The sequence below is a fragment of the Enterococcus sp. B2E4 genome (assembly GCF_030499455.1).
Classification (GTDB): domain Bacteria; phylum Bacillota; class Bacilli; order Lactobacillales; family Enterococcaceae; genus Enterococcus_D; species Enterococcus_D casseliflavus.
The window spans coordinates 446,398-462,982 of the sequence record NZ_JAUKPK010000001.1; the positions used below are offsets into that span (position 1 = coordinate 446,398).

17 protein-coding genes are annotated in these 16,585 nt (G+C 43.5%); 5 read left to right on the forward strand and 12 right to left on the reverse strand.

The genetic code is table 11. The features are described 5' to 3' along the window. Window positions 1-85 precede the first annotated feature (85 nt). From Q1X33_RS02135 to Q1X33_RS02155, 5 genes are all read right to left on the reverse strand, one after another. The gene (locus tag Q1X33_RS02135) at window positions 86-1,120 is read right to left on the reverse strand and encodes a LacI family DNA-binding transcriptional regulator (RefSeq protein ID WP_010747760.1); all 1,035 of its coding nucleotides are present in this window, start codon (window positions 1,118-1,120) and stop codon (window positions 86-88) included. 141 nt (window positions 1,121-1,261) lie between these two features. Beyond that, the gene (locus Q1X33_RS02140) at window positions 1,262-1,864 is read right to left on the reverse strand and encodes a hypothetical protein (protein WP_010747759.1); all 603 of its coding nucleotides are present in this window, start codon (window positions 1,862-1,864) and stop codon (window positions 1,262-1,264) included. Beyond that, complete coding sequence (locus Q1X33_RS02145; RefSeq protein WP_005225484.1) at window positions 1,861-2,721, reverse strand: carbohydrate ABC transporter permease; 861 nt, start codon at window positions 2,719-2,721, stop codon at window positions 1,861-1,863. The genes Q1X33_RS02140 and Q1X33_RS02145 overlap by 4 nt, the downstream gene beginning before the upstream one ends. Then, window positions 2,721-3,632 (reverse strand): carbohydrate ABC transporter permease, encoded by a 912-nt coding sequence (locus tag Q1X33_RS02150; protein WP_005234717.1) that lies wholly within the window; start codon window positions 3,630-3,632, stop codon window positions 2,721-2,723. Before Q1X33_RS02150 ends, Q1X33_RS02145 begins: the two co-directional genes overlap by 1 nt. A 132-nt stretch (window positions 3,633-3,764) precedes the next feature. Then, a complete protein-coding gene (locus Q1X33_RS02155; RefSeq protein ID WP_008379010.1) occupies window positions 3,765-5,081 on the reverse strand; it encodes an ABC transporter substrate-binding protein in 1,317 nt (438 codons plus the stop codon). 242 nt (window positions 5,082-5,323) lie between these two features. On the opposite strand from Q1X33_RS02155, the gene Q1X33_RS02160 reads away from it, so the two are divergent. Continuing rightward, complete coding sequence (locus tag Q1X33_RS02160) at window positions 5,324-5,842, forward strand: isochorismatase family protein (RefSeq protein ID WP_010747758.1); 519 nt, start codon at window positions 5,324-5,326, stop codon at window positions 5,840-5,842. A 55-nt stretch (window positions 5,843-5,897) separates the two neighbouring features. Here Q1X33_RS02160 and Q1X33_RS02165 read toward each other — a convergent pair whose 3' ends face one another. Continuing rightward, complete coding sequence (locus Q1X33_RS02165; RefSeq protein ID WP_026008050.1) at window positions 5,898-6,182, reverse strand: hypothetical protein; 285 nt, start codon at window positions 6,180-6,182, stop codon at window positions 5,898-5,900. 287 nt (window positions 6,183-6,469) lie between these two features. Here Q1X33_RS02165 and Q1X33_RS02170 point away from each other — a divergent pair, with 287 nt between their 5' ends. The 4 genes from Q1X33_RS02170 (at window position 6,470) to Q1X33_RS02185 (ending at window position 9,234) form a co-directional block, all read left to right on the forward strand. Continuing rightward, a complete protein-coding gene (locus tag Q1X33_RS02170) occupies window positions 6,470-7,603 on the forward strand; it encodes an alcohol dehydrogenase catalytic domain-containing protein (RefSeq protein ID WP_060791802.1) in 1,134 nt (377 codons plus the stop codon). Between the two features lie 19 nt (window positions 7,604-7,622). Beyond that, window positions 7,623-7,967: a YrhK family protein gene (locus Q1X33_RS02175; protein ID WP_010747755.1), complete on the forward strand. Its 345-nt coding sequence runs from the start codon at window positions 7,623-7,625 to the stop codon at window positions 7,965-7,967. Between the two features lie 28 nt (window positions 7,968-7,995). Then, window positions 7,996-8,211 (forward strand): DUF378 domain-containing protein, encoded by a 216-nt coding sequence (locus Q1X33_RS02180; protein WP_008379021.1) that lies wholly within the window; start codon window positions 7,996-7,998, stop codon window positions 8,209-8,211. Between the two features lie 180 nt (window positions 8,212-8,391). After that, window positions 8,392-9,234, forward strand: coding sequence for a hypothetical protein (locus Q1X33_RS02185; protein ID WP_010747754.1), 843 nt, complete (start codon window positions 8,392-8,394; stop codon window positions 9,232-9,234). A 51-nt stretch (window positions 9,235-9,285) separates the two neighbouring features. On the opposite strand, the gene Q1X33_RS02190 is transcribed toward Q1X33_RS02185, so the two are convergent. The 6 genes from Q1X33_RS02190 to Q1X33_RS02215 all read right to left on the reverse strand — a co-directional run bounded on the left by Q1X33_RS02190 (window position 9,286) and on the right by Q1X33_RS02215 (window position 16,448). After that, on the reverse strand, window positions 9,286-10,149 hold the full coding sequence (locus Q1X33_RS02190) for a formylglycine-generating enzyme family protein (RefSeq protein ID WP_010747753.1): 864 nt from the start codon (window positions 10,147-10,149) through the stop codon (window positions 9,286-9,288). 15 nt (window positions 10,150-10,164) lie between these two features. After that, window positions 10,165-10,941, reverse strand: coding sequence for a sulfite exporter TauE/SafE family protein (locus Q1X33_RS02195; protein ID WP_010747752.1), 777 nt, complete (start codon window positions 10,939-10,941; stop codon window positions 10,165-10,167). Then, entirely contained in the window at window positions 10,938-12,050 is a 1,113-nt protein-coding gene (locus tag Q1X33_RS02200) for an SPASM domain-containing protein (protein ID WP_010747751.1), read from the reverse strand. The genes Q1X33_RS02195 and Q1X33_RS02200 overlap by 4 nt, the downstream gene beginning before the upstream one ends. Before the next feature lie 29 nt (window positions 12,051-12,079). Further along, window positions 12,080-13,567, reverse strand: a complete 1,488-nt coding sequence (locus tag Q1X33_RS02205; protein WP_301969513.1) for a sulfatase-like hydrolase/transferase — start codon at window positions 13,565-13,567, stop codon at window positions 12,080-12,082. Between the two features lie 13 nt (window positions 13,568-13,580). Continuing rightward, window positions 13,581-15,515, reverse strand: coding sequence for a beta-glucoside-specific PTS transporter subunit IIABC (locus Q1X33_RS02210; protein ID WP_301969553.1), 1,935 nt, complete (start codon window positions 15,513-15,515; stop codon window positions 13,581-13,583). Window positions 15,516-15,626: 111 nt separating this feature from the next. Continuing rightward, complete coding sequence (locus tag Q1X33_RS02215) at window positions 15,627-16,448, reverse strand: PRD domain-containing protein (RefSeq protein WP_010747748.1); 822 nt, start codon at window positions 16,446-16,448, stop codon at window positions 15,627-15,629. Window positions 16,449-16,585 lie beyond the last annotated feature (137 nt).

Consider the following 16,585-nt stretch of genomic DNA (forward strand, 5'->3'; position numbering starts at 1 on the left):
ATTTTTAACTGTAAACGTTTACTACAATCAGTATAGTTGTTTAGTTAATGTTTACACAACCCCTAAAATAAAAAAAGATCAGACGTCACTGATCTTTTTCGGCAATCGATTCTCTAATGATCAATTCACTGCCACAAACGACGCGAACAGGCATCGTCCGCACCCCAAGGATTTTATTTTTCGCCAATTCGACACTCATCTGCCCCATCTCTTCGGCTTTCATCTTAACAGAGGACAATGCGGGCGTCATAAATTGCGCCATTTCGATATCATCAAAACTAACGACCGACACATCTTTAGGAATCGATAGCCCCGCTTCAGCGAGTGCCTTGTAAACCCCGACAGCCATAGGATCGCTGGCAACGACGATCGCTGTGGGGCGAGGATTCATTTGCGCGATCTGCTGACCAAAATGCAACCCAGTCTCTGGTGACCATTTCCCCTGCAGCACGGTTGTGAACTTTTCCAATTTATTGAGCAGCATCCATTGGCGGTAGTTTTCTGCTCGAATCTCTTGTTCATCGTAAACGACTTCGCCAGAAATCGTCACTCGGCTGGCAACACCACCCACAAAGGCGATATTCTCATGGCCCTTCTCTTTTAACAACGTGAGGATCTGGTGAGTCTTTTGGGCAAAATCGGTTTGGATGCAATCGTAGCTGGGTGCTTCACTATAATTATCCACCAGGATAATATTGGTATTTTGCTGACTGATCTCTGCCAAAGCATCGCTGGTCATCTCTCCAATAATAATGACTGCGCCATACTTCGCCAATTGTGCCAAATCTTTTTGAGGCTCCCGCATGGAAAAGGCCCGAATCGTTTTTAAGCGCCACTTCGCCGCTTCCTTTTCGATCCCATTGCGGATCATCATAAAATACGGATCGTTTCTTTCCGACTCTCGATCGTGGCGGGTAATGATGGCAATCGTGTTTTGGTCGCCGACTTCACGGGAATGGGGTTGATTTTTTTCTTTTGAATAATTCATTTGATTGGCGATCTCAATGACTCGCTGACGCGTGTGTTCATTGATACTGAAGGTTTCATCATTGTTAAGGATTCTAGAAACACTTGCTACCGACACCCCGGCTAATTTCGCGATATCTCTCATACTTGCCATAGCTGCACCTCATCTGTTTACTGTTTACTAAATTTATATTCAGCATAGGCATAATTTTTGACCCTGTCAACCTTCTTTTCACAAAAAAACCGAAACTCCTTAGCTTTTCACTAAGGAAGTTTCGGGATACCCGTTTGTTTTCTATTTGAGCGCTTGGTCACAGAGCAAGACATTGACTAAATACAAGGTGCTGATTCCTAAGACCAATAAGTAGACTGGACCAAACAGCAAAAAGGTCAAGACAAGCGTCACTGTTGCTAAAAGATGCGCCAGTACTCGTTTGGGTGAACGAGCAAACTGGTAAAAACTATAAAACAATGAGCTGGGCTGCTGCGGATAGGTGTGAAGCAGCCTCGTTTGATAAAGTAAGACCAAGCAAAACAAGCCAAAGGTGAACGCTAACGCGTAACTAGCGATTTGAAACAGCGGGTGCTGCAGACGGCTAAAGACAAAGCTGTCCGCTAAAAGCAGCAAGAAGAATAGACTGAGCAAACGGTCTTGCCCTTTTCTTGTTGCCCACTGCTGATGAAATGCTTGCTGAAAATGAGCTTTGCTGCTTGCCTCCAAGCCATCGTTACGCAGTTCCGTCAACGTCTCGATCAATGCTCGACTAGCGGTGGTACTCGTGATCAAAGGCAAGGAATACAACAGCCACATGCCTTGTAAAACCAGTAAATGCGGAAGCCAGTTGATGCCAGTCAACAGCGCTTGGTTTAAGCGTTGCGGGGTAACTTTTGTTCTCATCCTTTGGAACCTCCCGTCAGATCCATTCCCTCAATAAAGTAGCGTTGAGCGAGGAAGAACAGCAAGATCGTCGGCAATAGCACAAGCGTTGCTCCTGCCATCAAGTAGTTCCACTGGGTCGTTGATTGGTTTTGGAAAACTTGCAGGCCAATCTGCAGCGTGTACTTTTCTTGGTTTTGAATATACAGTAATGGTCCTAAGAAATCATTCCACGCCCCATTGAAGGAGTTGATGGCAATCGTGATCAGCGCGGGTTTCGTCAATGGGATCATTAGATGGCTCCAAATATAAAGATGATTGGCGCCATCGATCTTAGCGGCTTCGATCAATTCATTGTTGACAGACAAGTAAAACTGCCGCATCAAGAAAATGTTAAAGGCGTTGCCGAAAAACGCTGGAACGATCAGCGGCAGATAGGTGCCGACCCAGCCGATTTTGGAAAACAAGACATATTGCGGGATCATCGTCACAAAGCCAGGAATCATCATGGTAGACAAGACGAGGGCAAAGATCAGATTTTTTCCTGGAAAGGCCAATTTTGCAAACCCATAAGCAATGAAGGAATTTGATAAGACATTCCCGAAGACCACTAAGACGGTAATGAATAACGTATTTTTTGCATACTGCCAAAATGGAAAGGCGTTGATAGTCTCCAAATAATTGCCAAGATTGATTTCTTCTGGGAAAAAGGTCGGCGGGTAGCGCACGATCTCCTCCATCGGTTTCAATGACGTAAAGACCATCCACAGCAACGGAATCAGCAGCACGATCCCGATGATCGACATCACCACATAGCTGATGATTTTTTTGACTCGCTGTTGGCTTGATTTGCTTCGTGTTTTTGTCGTCATTTCCATTAGCTGCCACCTCCGGTATAGTGAACCCAGCGTGGTGCCAGCTTGAGATTGATAAAGGTCAAGACTAAGACGATCAAGAACAAGATCATCGACATGGCCATCGCATAGCCCATATCAAAGGCGACGAAGGCTTTGTTCCACATATGCAAATTATAGAAAAGCAGTGAATTTGCAGGACCGCCGGTACCATTTTTGGTCATCACGTATGCTTCTTGGAAAATTTGAAAAGAACCGATCGTTGAAGTAATCACATCATAGAAGATGATTGGCGTGATCAAAGGGATCGTAATATTTTTGAATTTCGCCCAGACTCCCGCCCCATCGATCTCAGCCGATTCGTACAGCGTCGGTGAAATATTTTGCAAGGTAGCTAGATACAAAAGCATCGCGCCCCCCGAACTCCAAATCTTCATCAAAATCAACGCTGGTTTCGTCCATTCGGGATCAAACAGCCATGCTGGACCTTTGATATTGAACCAGCTCAAGAAGGTATTGATCAATCCTGCGGAAGGAGATAATAATTGCATCCATAAGACGTAGACGGCAACCCCTGAAAGGATCGCTGGCAAGTAAAAGGTGGTTCGGAAAAAACTGATTCCGCGGATTTTTTGATTCAATAACGTGGCTAGAAAGACACTGAACAACGTGGTTAAGGGAACATTGAAGAGTACAAAATACGCCGTGTTATAGAGAGATTTCCAAAACAGGGTATCTTGCGTGAACATGCGGGTAAAGTTCTTAAAGCCGATAAAATTCATTTTCGAAGTCAGATTGTAATCGGTAAAGCTTCCTACGAAGGAAAACAGCATGGGCCCTAACATAAACACCACGAACCCAAGCAAAAATGGTGCTACGAAGAAGTAGCCCCAAAGAGCTTCTTGCCGTTTACTTTTTGAACGCTTCTTTGGCATTCCTTCCACTCCATTCTATTTTTACTCATTGTTTGTTCAAGAAAACATGTCCGCTTCGCAAAGCAGAAAGCAAAGCCCAGTCCGCTAACCGACTGGACTTTCCTTCTTTTTTAAAAACGCTCGTTTTGAGGTTTATTTGTTTTGCTCAACAAGATCTTCCACCGCTTTTTGCGCATCTGCCAACCCTTCAGCCGGTGTTTTGCTGCCTAGCATGATTTGGTCGATCTGTTCATTGACAAGACTGCTGAAGTCAGGCGCTGTCAATGGCACAGGCGTGATCACCGTATTGGCAAAGTTTTCATCCGCCATTTGGTAGATCATTTGGCCGTTTTCATCTAGATTGTCGTTGTTGACCAAGTTTTCGTTGGCTGTCCGATTCGCCATGATATCAAAGCTCTTCTCACCAAATTTCTCTTGAACTTCTGGTGTCGACAAGTATTTGATAAACTCATAGGACGCTTCAGGATCTTTGGCACCGTATGGCACTTCTAGGACGAACCCGCCGCCCCATGACCAGTGACCAGAGCCACTTTCTTTTTCAGGAATTTGAATGACCCCAAATTCAAAGTCATCTGGTGCATTTTCTGCTAAACTTGAGTAGTAGTTGATGTTTTGCGCACGCATCGCCACTAATCCGGAAATGAATGGATCGGCAACCCCTGAACCAAATTCAGCTTCTAAGCGATTGATGGTATCTTGACCATAATACTCTTGCCAGTCTAAGATCCATTCCAACGCTTCCACTTTGTTGTCTGTATCGATTTTGACGTTCTCATCCTTGTCAAACCAGCTGACGCCATCGTCGGCATTCAACGCCCACACGTCAGCGCCTAAATTCCACAATGGGTAAAAGCCGATCCGCTCAAAGTCATCACCGTTTTTGACATCTAATTTCCGAGCAACTGTTTCTAACTCCTCCCACGTTTGTGGCAGTTGCTCTTCACTGATACCAGCCTCTTTAAAGAGTGTCTTATTGTAGAAAATCACTTGCGTATCTGTATTGAAAGGAACGGCATAGGCATCCCCTTCGTATTCCACTGTATCCCATAATTGCGGATAAAATTCATCAGAAAAGCCCTCTTCGATATACTCACTTAAATTCGTTGCTTGCTGCGCTTCTGCCCGCTGAGCAACAGAATTGATATCTTGTACAATAACATCAGGCGGATTGCCAGCAGTGATCGACGACAGTGATTTTGTCCAAATATCGCCCCAAGGCTGGTAGCTGTATTTGACCTCGATTTTATCTTGTGACGCATTAAAATCATCAATAATTTCTTCAATTACTTCTTGTCTTGCACCAGACCCCCAGAAGGACCAAAAGTCCAACGTCGTTTTGCCATCTGCTGACTCATTCCCCGAGGAATCAGCGGTTTCACTGTTGCCGCATCCTGCCGCCAGTACACCAACTGAAAAAAGCAAAGTCCCCATATAAAATAACTTTCTCATTTAACCTAACCTACTTTCATTTATTTTTAATGTACTATTTAAAAGCAATCACTACTTCTTCTTTTCAGCAAACAAAAAGCATCGTGATTCGAATAAAAAAATAACGTTTTTACCGTTTCTCGACAAGAAGAGCGTTTTCTTTGAAAATATAAAAAAAGTGGGGCATCATAGAAATAGCACCTATTTTTCAACCTCACGTCAGACCATTTGACAAATGATGTTTATAGAAAGGGAGTAACCACATGCTAGTCATTGTCGATATGCAAAACCAAATTCTCGATGAAGAGAACGAAGCGTATGTGCCAGATGGCGCCGCTCTCGTCAAACGAATCGCCAAGCGCCTAGAACAAGCACGGGCGGATGGGGAGTACATCTTACACACCCGCGACATTCCAATCGAAGTCAAAGGAACACCTGATGAAGAAGCCGATGCCCTGCAGCTGATCCCAGAACTTAAGCCTCTCGAAAATGAAAAAGTCGTCAAGAAATACTATTACAGTATTCCACCTGAAGTCTTGATCGACATTAAGAAAAATCTATTTGAACCTGAAGAAGAAAAGAAAATCGAAATCACCGGTGTTGAAACCAACATCTGTGTCCTTTCCAATACCATCGAGATCCAAAGCGCCTTTCCTGACGCTGATTTTACTATCAATAAAACATTAGTCGCTGGTAAAAACCACGAGTCACAAGGACTCGACATCTTACGAGACTTCAATGTCCAAATCATTGATGGCACAAAACAAACCAATGACCAATAGGTAACGAAAGCTCCCTGTTCAAGGAACAGAGAGCTTTTTCAATTTGATTATTCATTTAATTCATTGAGCCATCTAATAGCTCGGTCGGAATTTCAATCCGAACCTCATTTTCAGTCTGACAGTTTGGACATACGAAGGTTCCTTCGATGGCTTCCTTCACTTCCCCGTAAGCATAATGAATAGCGATTTCATCTTCTGCCAATTCATTCGTTTCCAACGGTGGTACCATGGTTAATTGCCCCTCGCTGTCTTCTTGTAAATGAACGACCAGCTTCCCATCAAAGTTTTCATTGCAATTCGTGCAGGAAGCTTTTCCTCGAATCGTTAGATCCATGATCATCCCTCCTCATTTCTTGTCACTGGTTGATGCAGATTCCGTTAGATACTCGTAACGCATGCATGCTTCACTTTAATAGTGTCACGCTTTCACTTTTTTAGCAAATCATCTGTTTTTCTTTTTTTAAACCATTGATGAAGAAAAAACAAATCAACCGTTTTGAGCGTTTTCGTTGTCAAATCGTTAAAATCCTTGCAGAATTAAATTATCTGTTACTAAAAAGTAAAAACGTGTTGTTGAAAAAATTAGTGATTGTCCGAACTTATCTGAACAAACAAGGAGGAAAAATGATGCAAGCAGTAACCTGGCAAGGAAATCAAAAAATGGACGTTCGTCGTGTAGAAGATCCAACGATTTTAGAACCGACGGATGCGATCATCCGAATCACCGCAACTGCGATCTGCGGCTCTGATCTCCACCTTTACCACCATGGCGGCTCGGTTTTGGAAGAAGGCTATGTCGTTGGTCACGAACCAATGGGTATTGTCGAAGAAGTTGGCAGTCAAGTACAGAAACTAAAAAAAGGCGACCGCGTCGTCATCCCTTTCAATATCGGTTGCGGCCATTGCCACTTTTGTCAAAATGAAATGGAAAGTCAATGCGACAATTCTTCAGAAGATACATTGTATGGCGGCTTATTCGGTTTCGGAAAAATGAACGGCAACCACTGGGGCGGTCAAGCCGAATTCTTGCGGGTTCCTTTCGCAGATTTCACTTCGTTTATCGTACCTGAATCAACGATCCCTGATGAAAAAGTATTGTTTTTATCTGACATCTTACCTACAGCGTATTGGAGTGTCCAAAACGCTGGCGTCAAAAAGGATGATACCGTGATCGTCTTAGGCTCAGGCCCAGTTGGGTTGTTTGCCCAAAAATTTGCCGTGATGGCAGGCGCTAAGCGGGTGATTGCCGTGGACCCTGTTGCTCATCGCTTAGAAAAAGCCAGCAGCTACAATCAAGTCGAAACATTCCAATTGGATGATTTGGCTACTAGTGCTGATGAACTGTATGAGCTGACCAAAGGTGGCGCTGATGTGATCATCGACTGCGTTGGGATGGATGGTTTAGAACCCGTCAAAGAAAAAGCCAAAAACCTAGTCAGCTTGCAAAGTGGAACGATCTCACCGATCCAGATGGCCGCCAAAGCAGTCAAAAAATTTGGTACCGTCCAAATCACTGGCGTTTACATGACACCAGCTTCTTCTTATCCATTGCAAGAATTCTTTATGCGTAACATCGATGTCAAACACGGGCAAGCACCTGTGATCCATTTGATGCCAAAAATTTATGACATGATTGCAGACGGTTTGTTTGACCCGTCACAGATCATCACCCACACGATGCCTTTAGCAGATGCTGCCAAAGCGTATGACATTTTTGACAAAAAAGAAGACAAGAACATCAAAGTTGTCTTGAAACCTTAGCAAAAATAAAGGAGCAGTGATGGCACCTATGCCAAAAATCAAACGGAGTGAACATCAAGTCGATCCGGGAAAAGAAGAAGATGTGATCATCAAGGCAAGCCGCTTTCGCATCTACTTTCAAAATCGCTACATGTTGATCTCACTTACGAATGATATTTTGACGGGCTTGTTTTATATTTTCGGAAGTATCGTTTCATTAACTAGTTTGCCTGCGCTATACGGAACGATCGCCTATTTGATCGGCGGAGTCTTTTTGACCATTCGCCCACTGATTAAAATCGTTCGCCATGTCTATATCTATAATGAGCGCAATCAAGAAGGCGAGAAAGAAAAAGATGTCACCATCACCGACGATGAACGTTGATGGGACGACAACTAGAGAGGAGTTTCCTATGTTAAAAACATTTGATGGGATCGCACTGACCTTATTGATCATCGGCGGTATCAATTGGCTGCTGGTCGGCGCCTTCGAGTTTGACCTTGTCGCAGCGATCACCGGCGGCAGCACGTCGATCATTGCCCGCGTCATTTATATTCTAGTTGGGATCAGCGCCTTGTATAGCCTGAAATTCTTTCCAGCTATCGCCCGCCAACAAACCCTCGACTAAATGAAAATAAAACCTGCATCTGCGATGTCCTGACCCCAAAAAGTTAGATTTTTGGTCTAACGTTTTGAGGTCGCATCTGTGGATGCAGTTTTTTTGTCTACAATCATTGAAAAAAAACACCAGTTGTACTACTCTTGTATTTAACCTACTATTTTCGAAAAAATAAAAAGGACGTGACTCATGACCCCACCTACTAGACCCTCGCTGATACGTCGGATACTCGGTCGGATGCTTTTGCTATTGATTTTCTTATTTATTTTAAGTATTATTGGCGGAATCATTGTTTTAAATAACCTCACCATCGCAGAAAATTGGTTTGGTCTGAATGAATACCAAGTCGTTGAAACCAGACATCAGATCATTCGTTTGTTCCCCTACTTTTGGGTAGCAGGGATCCTGCTGGTCTTTTTGATCGGTCTGATCATCGGCATCAAGAAACGCAAAAAATCGCCATTCTATTGGTTATTCTCATTGCTCTTGCTGCCAGTGATTCTCTTTTGTATTGGCGTAGTTTCCACCTTTTTACCTGTAGACCGCCAACTCTTTCGAGAAGAAGCCAGTGCCAAAGAAATTATGGCGGTGCTGCCGAATCAATCCTCATTCAAGGACAAAGAGCTGCAACTGGTCAGCTATAGTTTTCACATCCGCAATGTCCCGCTAAAAAGCGGCATTTATGCAGTTGCGCGAGTGATCAATCCAAACACAGGCCTGCAAGACGAGTATTGGTATTACCCAGAAAATCTGTTGACCAAATGGAAAAAAGACGACGATACGATCGAGCTTTCGATGGAAGATACCATTGCCTTTGATGCCATCGATTGGGGCGTCATTCCCAAGATCATCAAGGATTCTGAGGCACGAGCAGCTCAGCTGGATCACTATGTTCCTGGCGTCAGCATCGTCATTTTAAACGGCTTCCAAGGCGAATGGACTTGGACCGTTGGTTTAAATGGGATTCGTAATCGCACCGAGATCAATTATGTTTATGATCTCAAAGGAAATTATCAATCCGAATGGCAATAAAACAAGCGGCACCTATCCACGTGAATAGGTGCCGCTTTTGCTTTTATCGGTTTACTGATCCAAGTCTTTGACACACCGAAACCCTAAATTATTGGCTGCCGACATCCCAGAATTACCATTTCTAGCGGCAATTCGGTATCGTTTGCAATAGGATTCGTGGCACAAAAACGAACCACCGCGAGTCGCATACAGTTGATCATCTTGTGTTTGATTCCTTGCCCAAAAGGTTTGTCCCGTCTGTTGTTGAAACTGTGTCAGCGGGATGCGGGCAGGATTGACGCACCATTCCCAGACGTTGCCGATCATTTGATACAGACCAAAACCGTTGGGCTCATACCATTTCGCTGGCGCTGTATTGGCAAAGCCATCTGCTCGCGTGTTGCTTTTTGGAAACTCTCCTTGCCAAATATTGCAATGATAGGTATTTTCTGCCAAAAATTCCCTTCCCCAAGGATATTTTTCAAAACTTGTCCCGCCTTTTGCAGCGATCTCCCACTCTGCTTCTGTCGGGAGGCGTTTTTTTGCCCATTGGCAATAGGCGATCGCATCGTTGCGAGACACCTGAACCACTGGGTGATCCATCCGCTGGGCAATCGTTGAATCAGGTCCTTCAGGATGACGCCAATCTGCGCCGCTAACCGCGTACCACCAAGCCATATTTGGTACCTTTTGACTGCGGTGTTTCGTTTGCTCACTTAAAAAATAGTGAAAAACGAACGACCAGCCAAAGCGCTCGGCTTCTGTGACATATCCTGTTGCTTCCACAAAAACTTGGAAAGCTTGGTTCGTCACCGTCGTGGCATCAATGGCAAATGCTGGGCTGTCGAGGCTGATTTGCGGTCCCTCAAGATCCTCGGCAAAGCCGTCCATCGTATTCGTGCCGATTCGATAAGTTCCTGCTGGAATCGTGGGCATCTGTTTGCCTCCTTTTTACAATAATTGATAGCCATTGTACAGATTGATCAATAACACCAGCACGATCACAGTTTGAAATACCAGTGTCACTCGCTGCGGTGACAGGACGTTGCTGGCCTTGGCGCCTAATAGTCCTCCCACGATCGCGGCTGGAATAACAAACCACAAAATTTGCAGATCATACGCACCAAAACCTGTCGAAAAAGCGATCGTCAAAATTTTTGCCAGCTGTGAGAAAAAAATCGTACAAATTGAATAAATCGTCGCCTCTTTGATCGGCATGGCAAACAGCAGCATCAATAAAGAAACATTGATGGGTCCGCCGCCGATCCCCAGCAAACTGGCTAGAAAGCCGAGAATCAAGCCACAAGCTGCATACCAGCCGACTTTTTCCAGCGCAAACCCACGCCAGTTATATTTTGTATACAAAAAAGCAAACAATAGTGTTAGCACGGTCACAAGGATTTGGATCAGCTGAACCATCTTGTCATCTCGAAAGACCAGCAATAACCGTTCAAAGGCAACATTGCCTAAAACACCGCCTAACACAGCGCCGCCAGAAACCCACAAGGCAATCGACCAATTGATTTTCCGTCCACTGGCTAATTGTCTAGCTGTCGAAACGATGGACATCGTGAAGACCGCTGTCGCCGAGTAAAAAGAGATCGCAGCAACAGAATGGGCGCCGATAAAATCGAAAATCGGTTTGATCAGCACGCCGCCCCCCATGCCCGAAACTGCCCCTACGGCATTTGCTAAGACGATCACGAGAAAATAAATCAGTCCGATCATTGTCTCACCCCTTGCAAAAGCCCCAGTATCTCATTGATTCTAGGTGTGAAGTCTTTTAACAGCTCCTGATAACCGCAAAAACCCTCACTATCCACGTACATTGCATCTTTCATTCGTTTACAGCCTCCTCGGCACATTTTTTGGAAAGGACATTGCGTACACTTCGAAGGCATGTCTTTTTTCTGGCACAAAAACTGCTGCGAACAGTCTTGAGAAAACAATTCCCGTAACGTTTGCTCTTGGATATAGCCCATGCGAAACTCATCTAATACATAAAAGTCACAAGGATAGACACTGCCGTCGGCTTCGATCACATACTGCACTTGGCAATTGCCTAGAATCCCGCAGGCAGTTACTTGCTGCCGCACCAATAGATTCAGTAAATCATCGAACAGCTTGATACTTAGGTAGCGCCCTTGCTTCAATTCCTGCAGCCAAAACGCCAACAGCTGCTGATAAAAGCCAGCAAAGCTTCTTGGTGTCAAGGCATAGTCGTTGGTTGATGTGGCATCCAAATCAGCCAAACAAGGAATGAATTGCACAAAGGCAATCTGCTCTTCCTTGAGAAAGTCAAACACACGCTGGGCTTCCTTTGCTAACGGATTTGTCAACACGCACAAGACATTGTACTCGATCTGATAGGCATCCAATAACCGCTTGGTCTGTAAAACCCTAGCAAAGGTCCCCCGCCCTTTGGCGTCTAATCGATGCCGATCGTGCGCAAGCGGATGCCCATCGATCGACAGCCCGACTAAAAAGCGATGCTCTTTCAAAAAACGACACCACTTGTCATTGATCACCATGCCGTTGGTCTGGATCGCATAGTGTACTGTCACTTGCTTTTTTTGCGCCGCAACATAAGCCGTTAGTTTTCTAAAATAACTCAGCCCCGCCATCGTCGGCTCTCCGCCTTGAAATGCCAACGTCAAATGATCGCCAGCTTCTAAGTCTACATAAATGTTTGCAATCATCTTTTCCATTACATCCTCTTTCATTTTGCCAAAGGAACGCACTTCGCGCAAGGAACTGACGTTAGCATAAAAGCAATAGGTGCAGCGCAGATTGCAAAGAGAGGATGCTGGCTTGATCAATACGGAGATGTGTTTCATGTGGAGGCCTCGATTCTTTTTTTACTTATTTAGCGTTTGTCCCGTTTCATCGGAACAAAATCAGTCGTTTCCATATAAAAACGAGTAACGCGTTGTTTCATTTTCTCGACAATTTCGGCGTATTCTTTTTCTAGCGCCAAGTTTTTGATTTCCATTGGGTCTTTTTCCAAATCATATAATTCGTCATGCTCATAAAGACGCATCACATATTTATAGTTTCCCATCTTGCACATAACTGCTTTTGTATGTTCCGGACCTTCGCTATACTGTGTCGCAAGCCGCGGCCAATACGGAGATTTCGGTCCATGCCCCAGCTCCATCGCTTGTGTCTCGCCATGAATGCGTCCGCCTTCGCAAAAAACAGCATCTTTGTGCTCTTCGGCTCCTTCGATCACAGGAACCAATGATTTTCCAAATTGTGTATAGGAAAGATCGAACTCAGCCAGTTCGGCGATCGTTGCTGGTAAATCTAGCAGTTCCGCTTGTGCTTTGGTGATTCGCGGCACACTTTCAATCGTTTTAGCAGGTTTGATGACCAATGGGACATTCGTGATCGGCTCTTCAAAACAGTTTTGGACTTTTTCAGTGATCGTGTAGTCACCAGTATAGTCTCCATGGTCACTGAAAACAATGAGGTTTGTTTCATCATAAAAGCCTGTTTCACGCAGCTTCTCTTTGATCATGCCCAGTTGATGATCAAAACGCGAAACCATTGCTAAATAGGTAGCTCGTAATTCATCAAAACGCTCTTCTGTCCAACCGTTCAAATTCTGTTTCTCATTGATGCCATACAGCATTGAGGCTTTGTTAGGAATATCTTTGATATTCGGCCGGCGTTTCGGCAGTTTCTGACGATCAATACTCGAATACCATGGATCTTCGCAAGCATAGGGTGGATGCGGGAATGAGATCGTACAATAAACGAAAAATGGTTTGTCTGTCTTTTCCTGACTGCGGCGTTCAAGATAGTCCAACGCCTTTTTCACACAATTCCAGTCCGTTTTGCCATAGCCCTCACTGTCTGGTAATTTTCCCATATAAAATGAATAATACGTATCTCCTGAAAGCATCTGGTCGTACAGCTGTTTACTGGCTTCGTTCATATCAGCAGAATGATTGACTTCACTATTTTGAGCATCCCGAGTGTTTTCGTCTACCACACCGTCATAATATTCATCACAATAGTCTGTTTTTGGTTTATCACCTGGAACCACATCATTTCTGCCGATCCAGATGACTTCATAGCCTTGATTCTTCATTTCTTTCAAAATATTGGGTTCATCTTCTCTTTGCAAATAGTGCATCGTTCGATGCCCATTGACATGTGGATAAAAACCTGTCAGAAAACTATTTCTAGAAGGCACACAGACAGGGTTTTGGCAGTAGGCATTTTCAAATGAAACCCCTTCTTCTGCCAGTTCATCAAAGTTAGGGGTGATTGATACGGGATTCCCCATATGTGCGAGTGCGTCATTTCTCATCTGATCTGCTACGAATAAAAAGATATTTTTTTTCAACTTGTCTTTCCTCCTAACCAATGACCGTTAATAAGGTATCTTGTTTTTCAACATCTTGTTTGTCTGTTTCAACAATATCTAGGTAATCCGCCGTGTTTGAAATAATAATCGGTGTCACGATGTAATAGCCTTCTTTTTCCAATGCGTCTTTATCAAAACTCAAAAGTAATTGTCCCTTCGTTACTGAGTCTCCTTGAGCAACGGCTGGTTGGAAATACTGTCCTTTCAAATTCACTGTATCCATCCCTACATGAATCAGAACTTCAACACCATCTGCGGTCGTGATTCCCACAGCATGATTTGTCGGAAAAAGTGTTGAAACGATTCCATCTGCTGGTGCATAGACCATTCCTTCTGACGGAATGACAGCTAATCCCTTCCCTAACAATCCACTGGAAAACGCTTCGTCTTTTACTTCTTTTAGTGGGATGATCGTTCCTCTAACTGGTGTTGCTAAATCATAGAGAACAGTTTGTCCAAGTTCATGATTCAGTGTCGATGGCTCCACGTTTTTTTCCTGAGTTCCTTCACTAGTTGGTTCGTCATCACTTTTAGGATTATAGGCATAAAAGAACGTGATCAAAAATCCTAATGCAAAGGCAACGGCACTAGCTAAGGCAAACCCGATAAAGCTGTTATCAATGCCATTTTCTGGGTGAATAAATCGTGGTAAAGCGAAAATACCTGTCCCACCATTGATATAGACTCTCGTTTTGAACAATCCCATGATTCCTCCTGCAACAGCGACTGCGATGGAGGTAGTATAAAATGCTTTTTTCCTTGGTAAGGTTACCCCATACAGTGCCGGCTCCGTGATACCAAAGATTGCCGAAAGAAAAGCAGGGAAGGCAATTTCTTTTAATTTTTTGTTTCTAGTTTTCAAAAAGATTGCGAGGGTGACTCCCGCCATCGCCACAGGTGTTGCCAGACCAGCCATCATCACGACATCGTACCCTAGTGTGGCATAGTTGTTCAAAGCGATCGGCACAAAGCCCCAATGCAGGCCAAACATAATGAAGACTTGCCAAAATCCACCGATAACAATACCCGCGATAATCGGACTAAACTCGTAAGCAGCTGACAATGCTTGCCCTAATAATAATCCTGCCCAAGTAGTAATCGGTCCAACGATTAGAAAGACTAATGGCACTGTGATGATCAAGGTCAGAAAAGAAACAAAGAAACTCCGCACTGCTCGTGGAATCAATAAAGAAAAGAAAGCTTCTAGTTTTGATGCCAAATAAGTAGCTGCAATAATCGGGATCACGCTTGAAGTATAGCTCATCAATATAACAGGGATTCCAAGAAAAGTAATATAGATTGGAGATTCTAAGACAGAACCTGCAAATAAGGTATACATCGCTTCGCTTCCGCCATTTGCTGCTACGATCGTCGGATAAACTAATGCTGCCCCGATCGCCATTCCGATAAAGGGTTTACCCCCAAATTTTTTCGAAGCAGTGTACCCTAGAAAGAGTGGGAAGAAATAAAACAATCCATCCCCTGTCGCATTTAAAATCAAATACGTCCCTGATGCTTTATCCAGCACTTCAAATGTTGTCAATAAAGCAAGTAACCCTTTGATCATCCCTGCTGCCATCAAGACATTGATGATCGGTGTAAAAATACCAGCGACAATATCGATAAATCGGTTTAAAATACCTTTTGGTTCTTCCTCTTGCCCAGAAGTTTCTTCCGTATTCATATCGATCATGTCCGTAAATTCTTTGTAAACTTCTCCTACGTGATTTCCGATAACTACTTGATATTGTCCCCCACTTTGGACGACGGTGACAACCCCCGGCAAATTTTTGATCGTTTGGGTCTGGGCTTTTGATTCATCTTTAAGTTTAAACCGAAGACGGGTAATACAATGCGTCAATCCAGCAATGTTTTCTTTTCCGCCGATATTCTTTAAAATTTGTTCATTCAATTCTTGGTATTGCATCTCATTCATTCCTTTCTCTACTATACAACCAATAAAAAAGGCAAGACCAAACAACACTACATTTCTTGTAGCCTTGTCAAGTCTTGCCTGCTTTACCAGTAACACCTTGAATTATTGATCGATCAATTTTTGTACATGAAGCGTTAAATACAATTGTTCATCGTCATATAATGTTTTATTTAAATATTCGCCAATCAAACGGGTGGTTTCATAGGCTTTAGGATATTTATCAATCACGTGGACTAACAGAGGATTCCCGACGCCTTCAACGATTTCCTTGTTTTCAATCCGTTTAAAAAAGAATCTCAAATGGGTGACGAAGCGATCGAAAGCTAAACTATTCTCATCAATGTGCACACGATTGTGAATACGAATAAGTGAAATAATGTCTTTGATTTTTTGTGTCAGCAATTCGATATCTTCCATCTTCTCTGAATCGTCATTGATTTGCGCATTAATAAAATGCATGGCGATATTACTGATCTCTGCCTCATTTAGGGAGAATTGCGTTTTGCTTTCAATCAATCGAACCGCATGCTCTCCTACTGCATACTCGTTGGGATAGAAACGCTTGATTTCCCAAGTCAAGCGATTGTTGATGCTGATCCCTTCTTCTTTCAAGCGAATCAAATTATAGATGTGATCCGTCAAAGAGATGTAAATGGAATCACTTAATTGGTAGGAAATGACTTGCTTTCCATAACGGATAATATCATCCGCAAGAGACGCATATTGGATTGGAATATTCTCTAGCAATTCCATCAAACGATCAGAGGATTTCTTATGAAGCACAAACACTTTTTCAATTTTTGATTCATCGGCGGTTTGTCCTGGTTTCATTTTGAAGCCAAGGCCGGTACCGATCCAGATAAAATCTTTGCCATCTTGTCCGACCAAAACTGCATTGTTGTTTAAGATTTTTTTGATCTTCAAGACGCTTCTCACCTCCTTAAAATGAAAAAAGGCGATACCTTAATACATGTGTAGGATCCATACACACGTAAAAAGGTATAGCCTGCATTATCAGTAACTACCCATTTGATTGCCTTTACTATACTATTTTTCTAGAA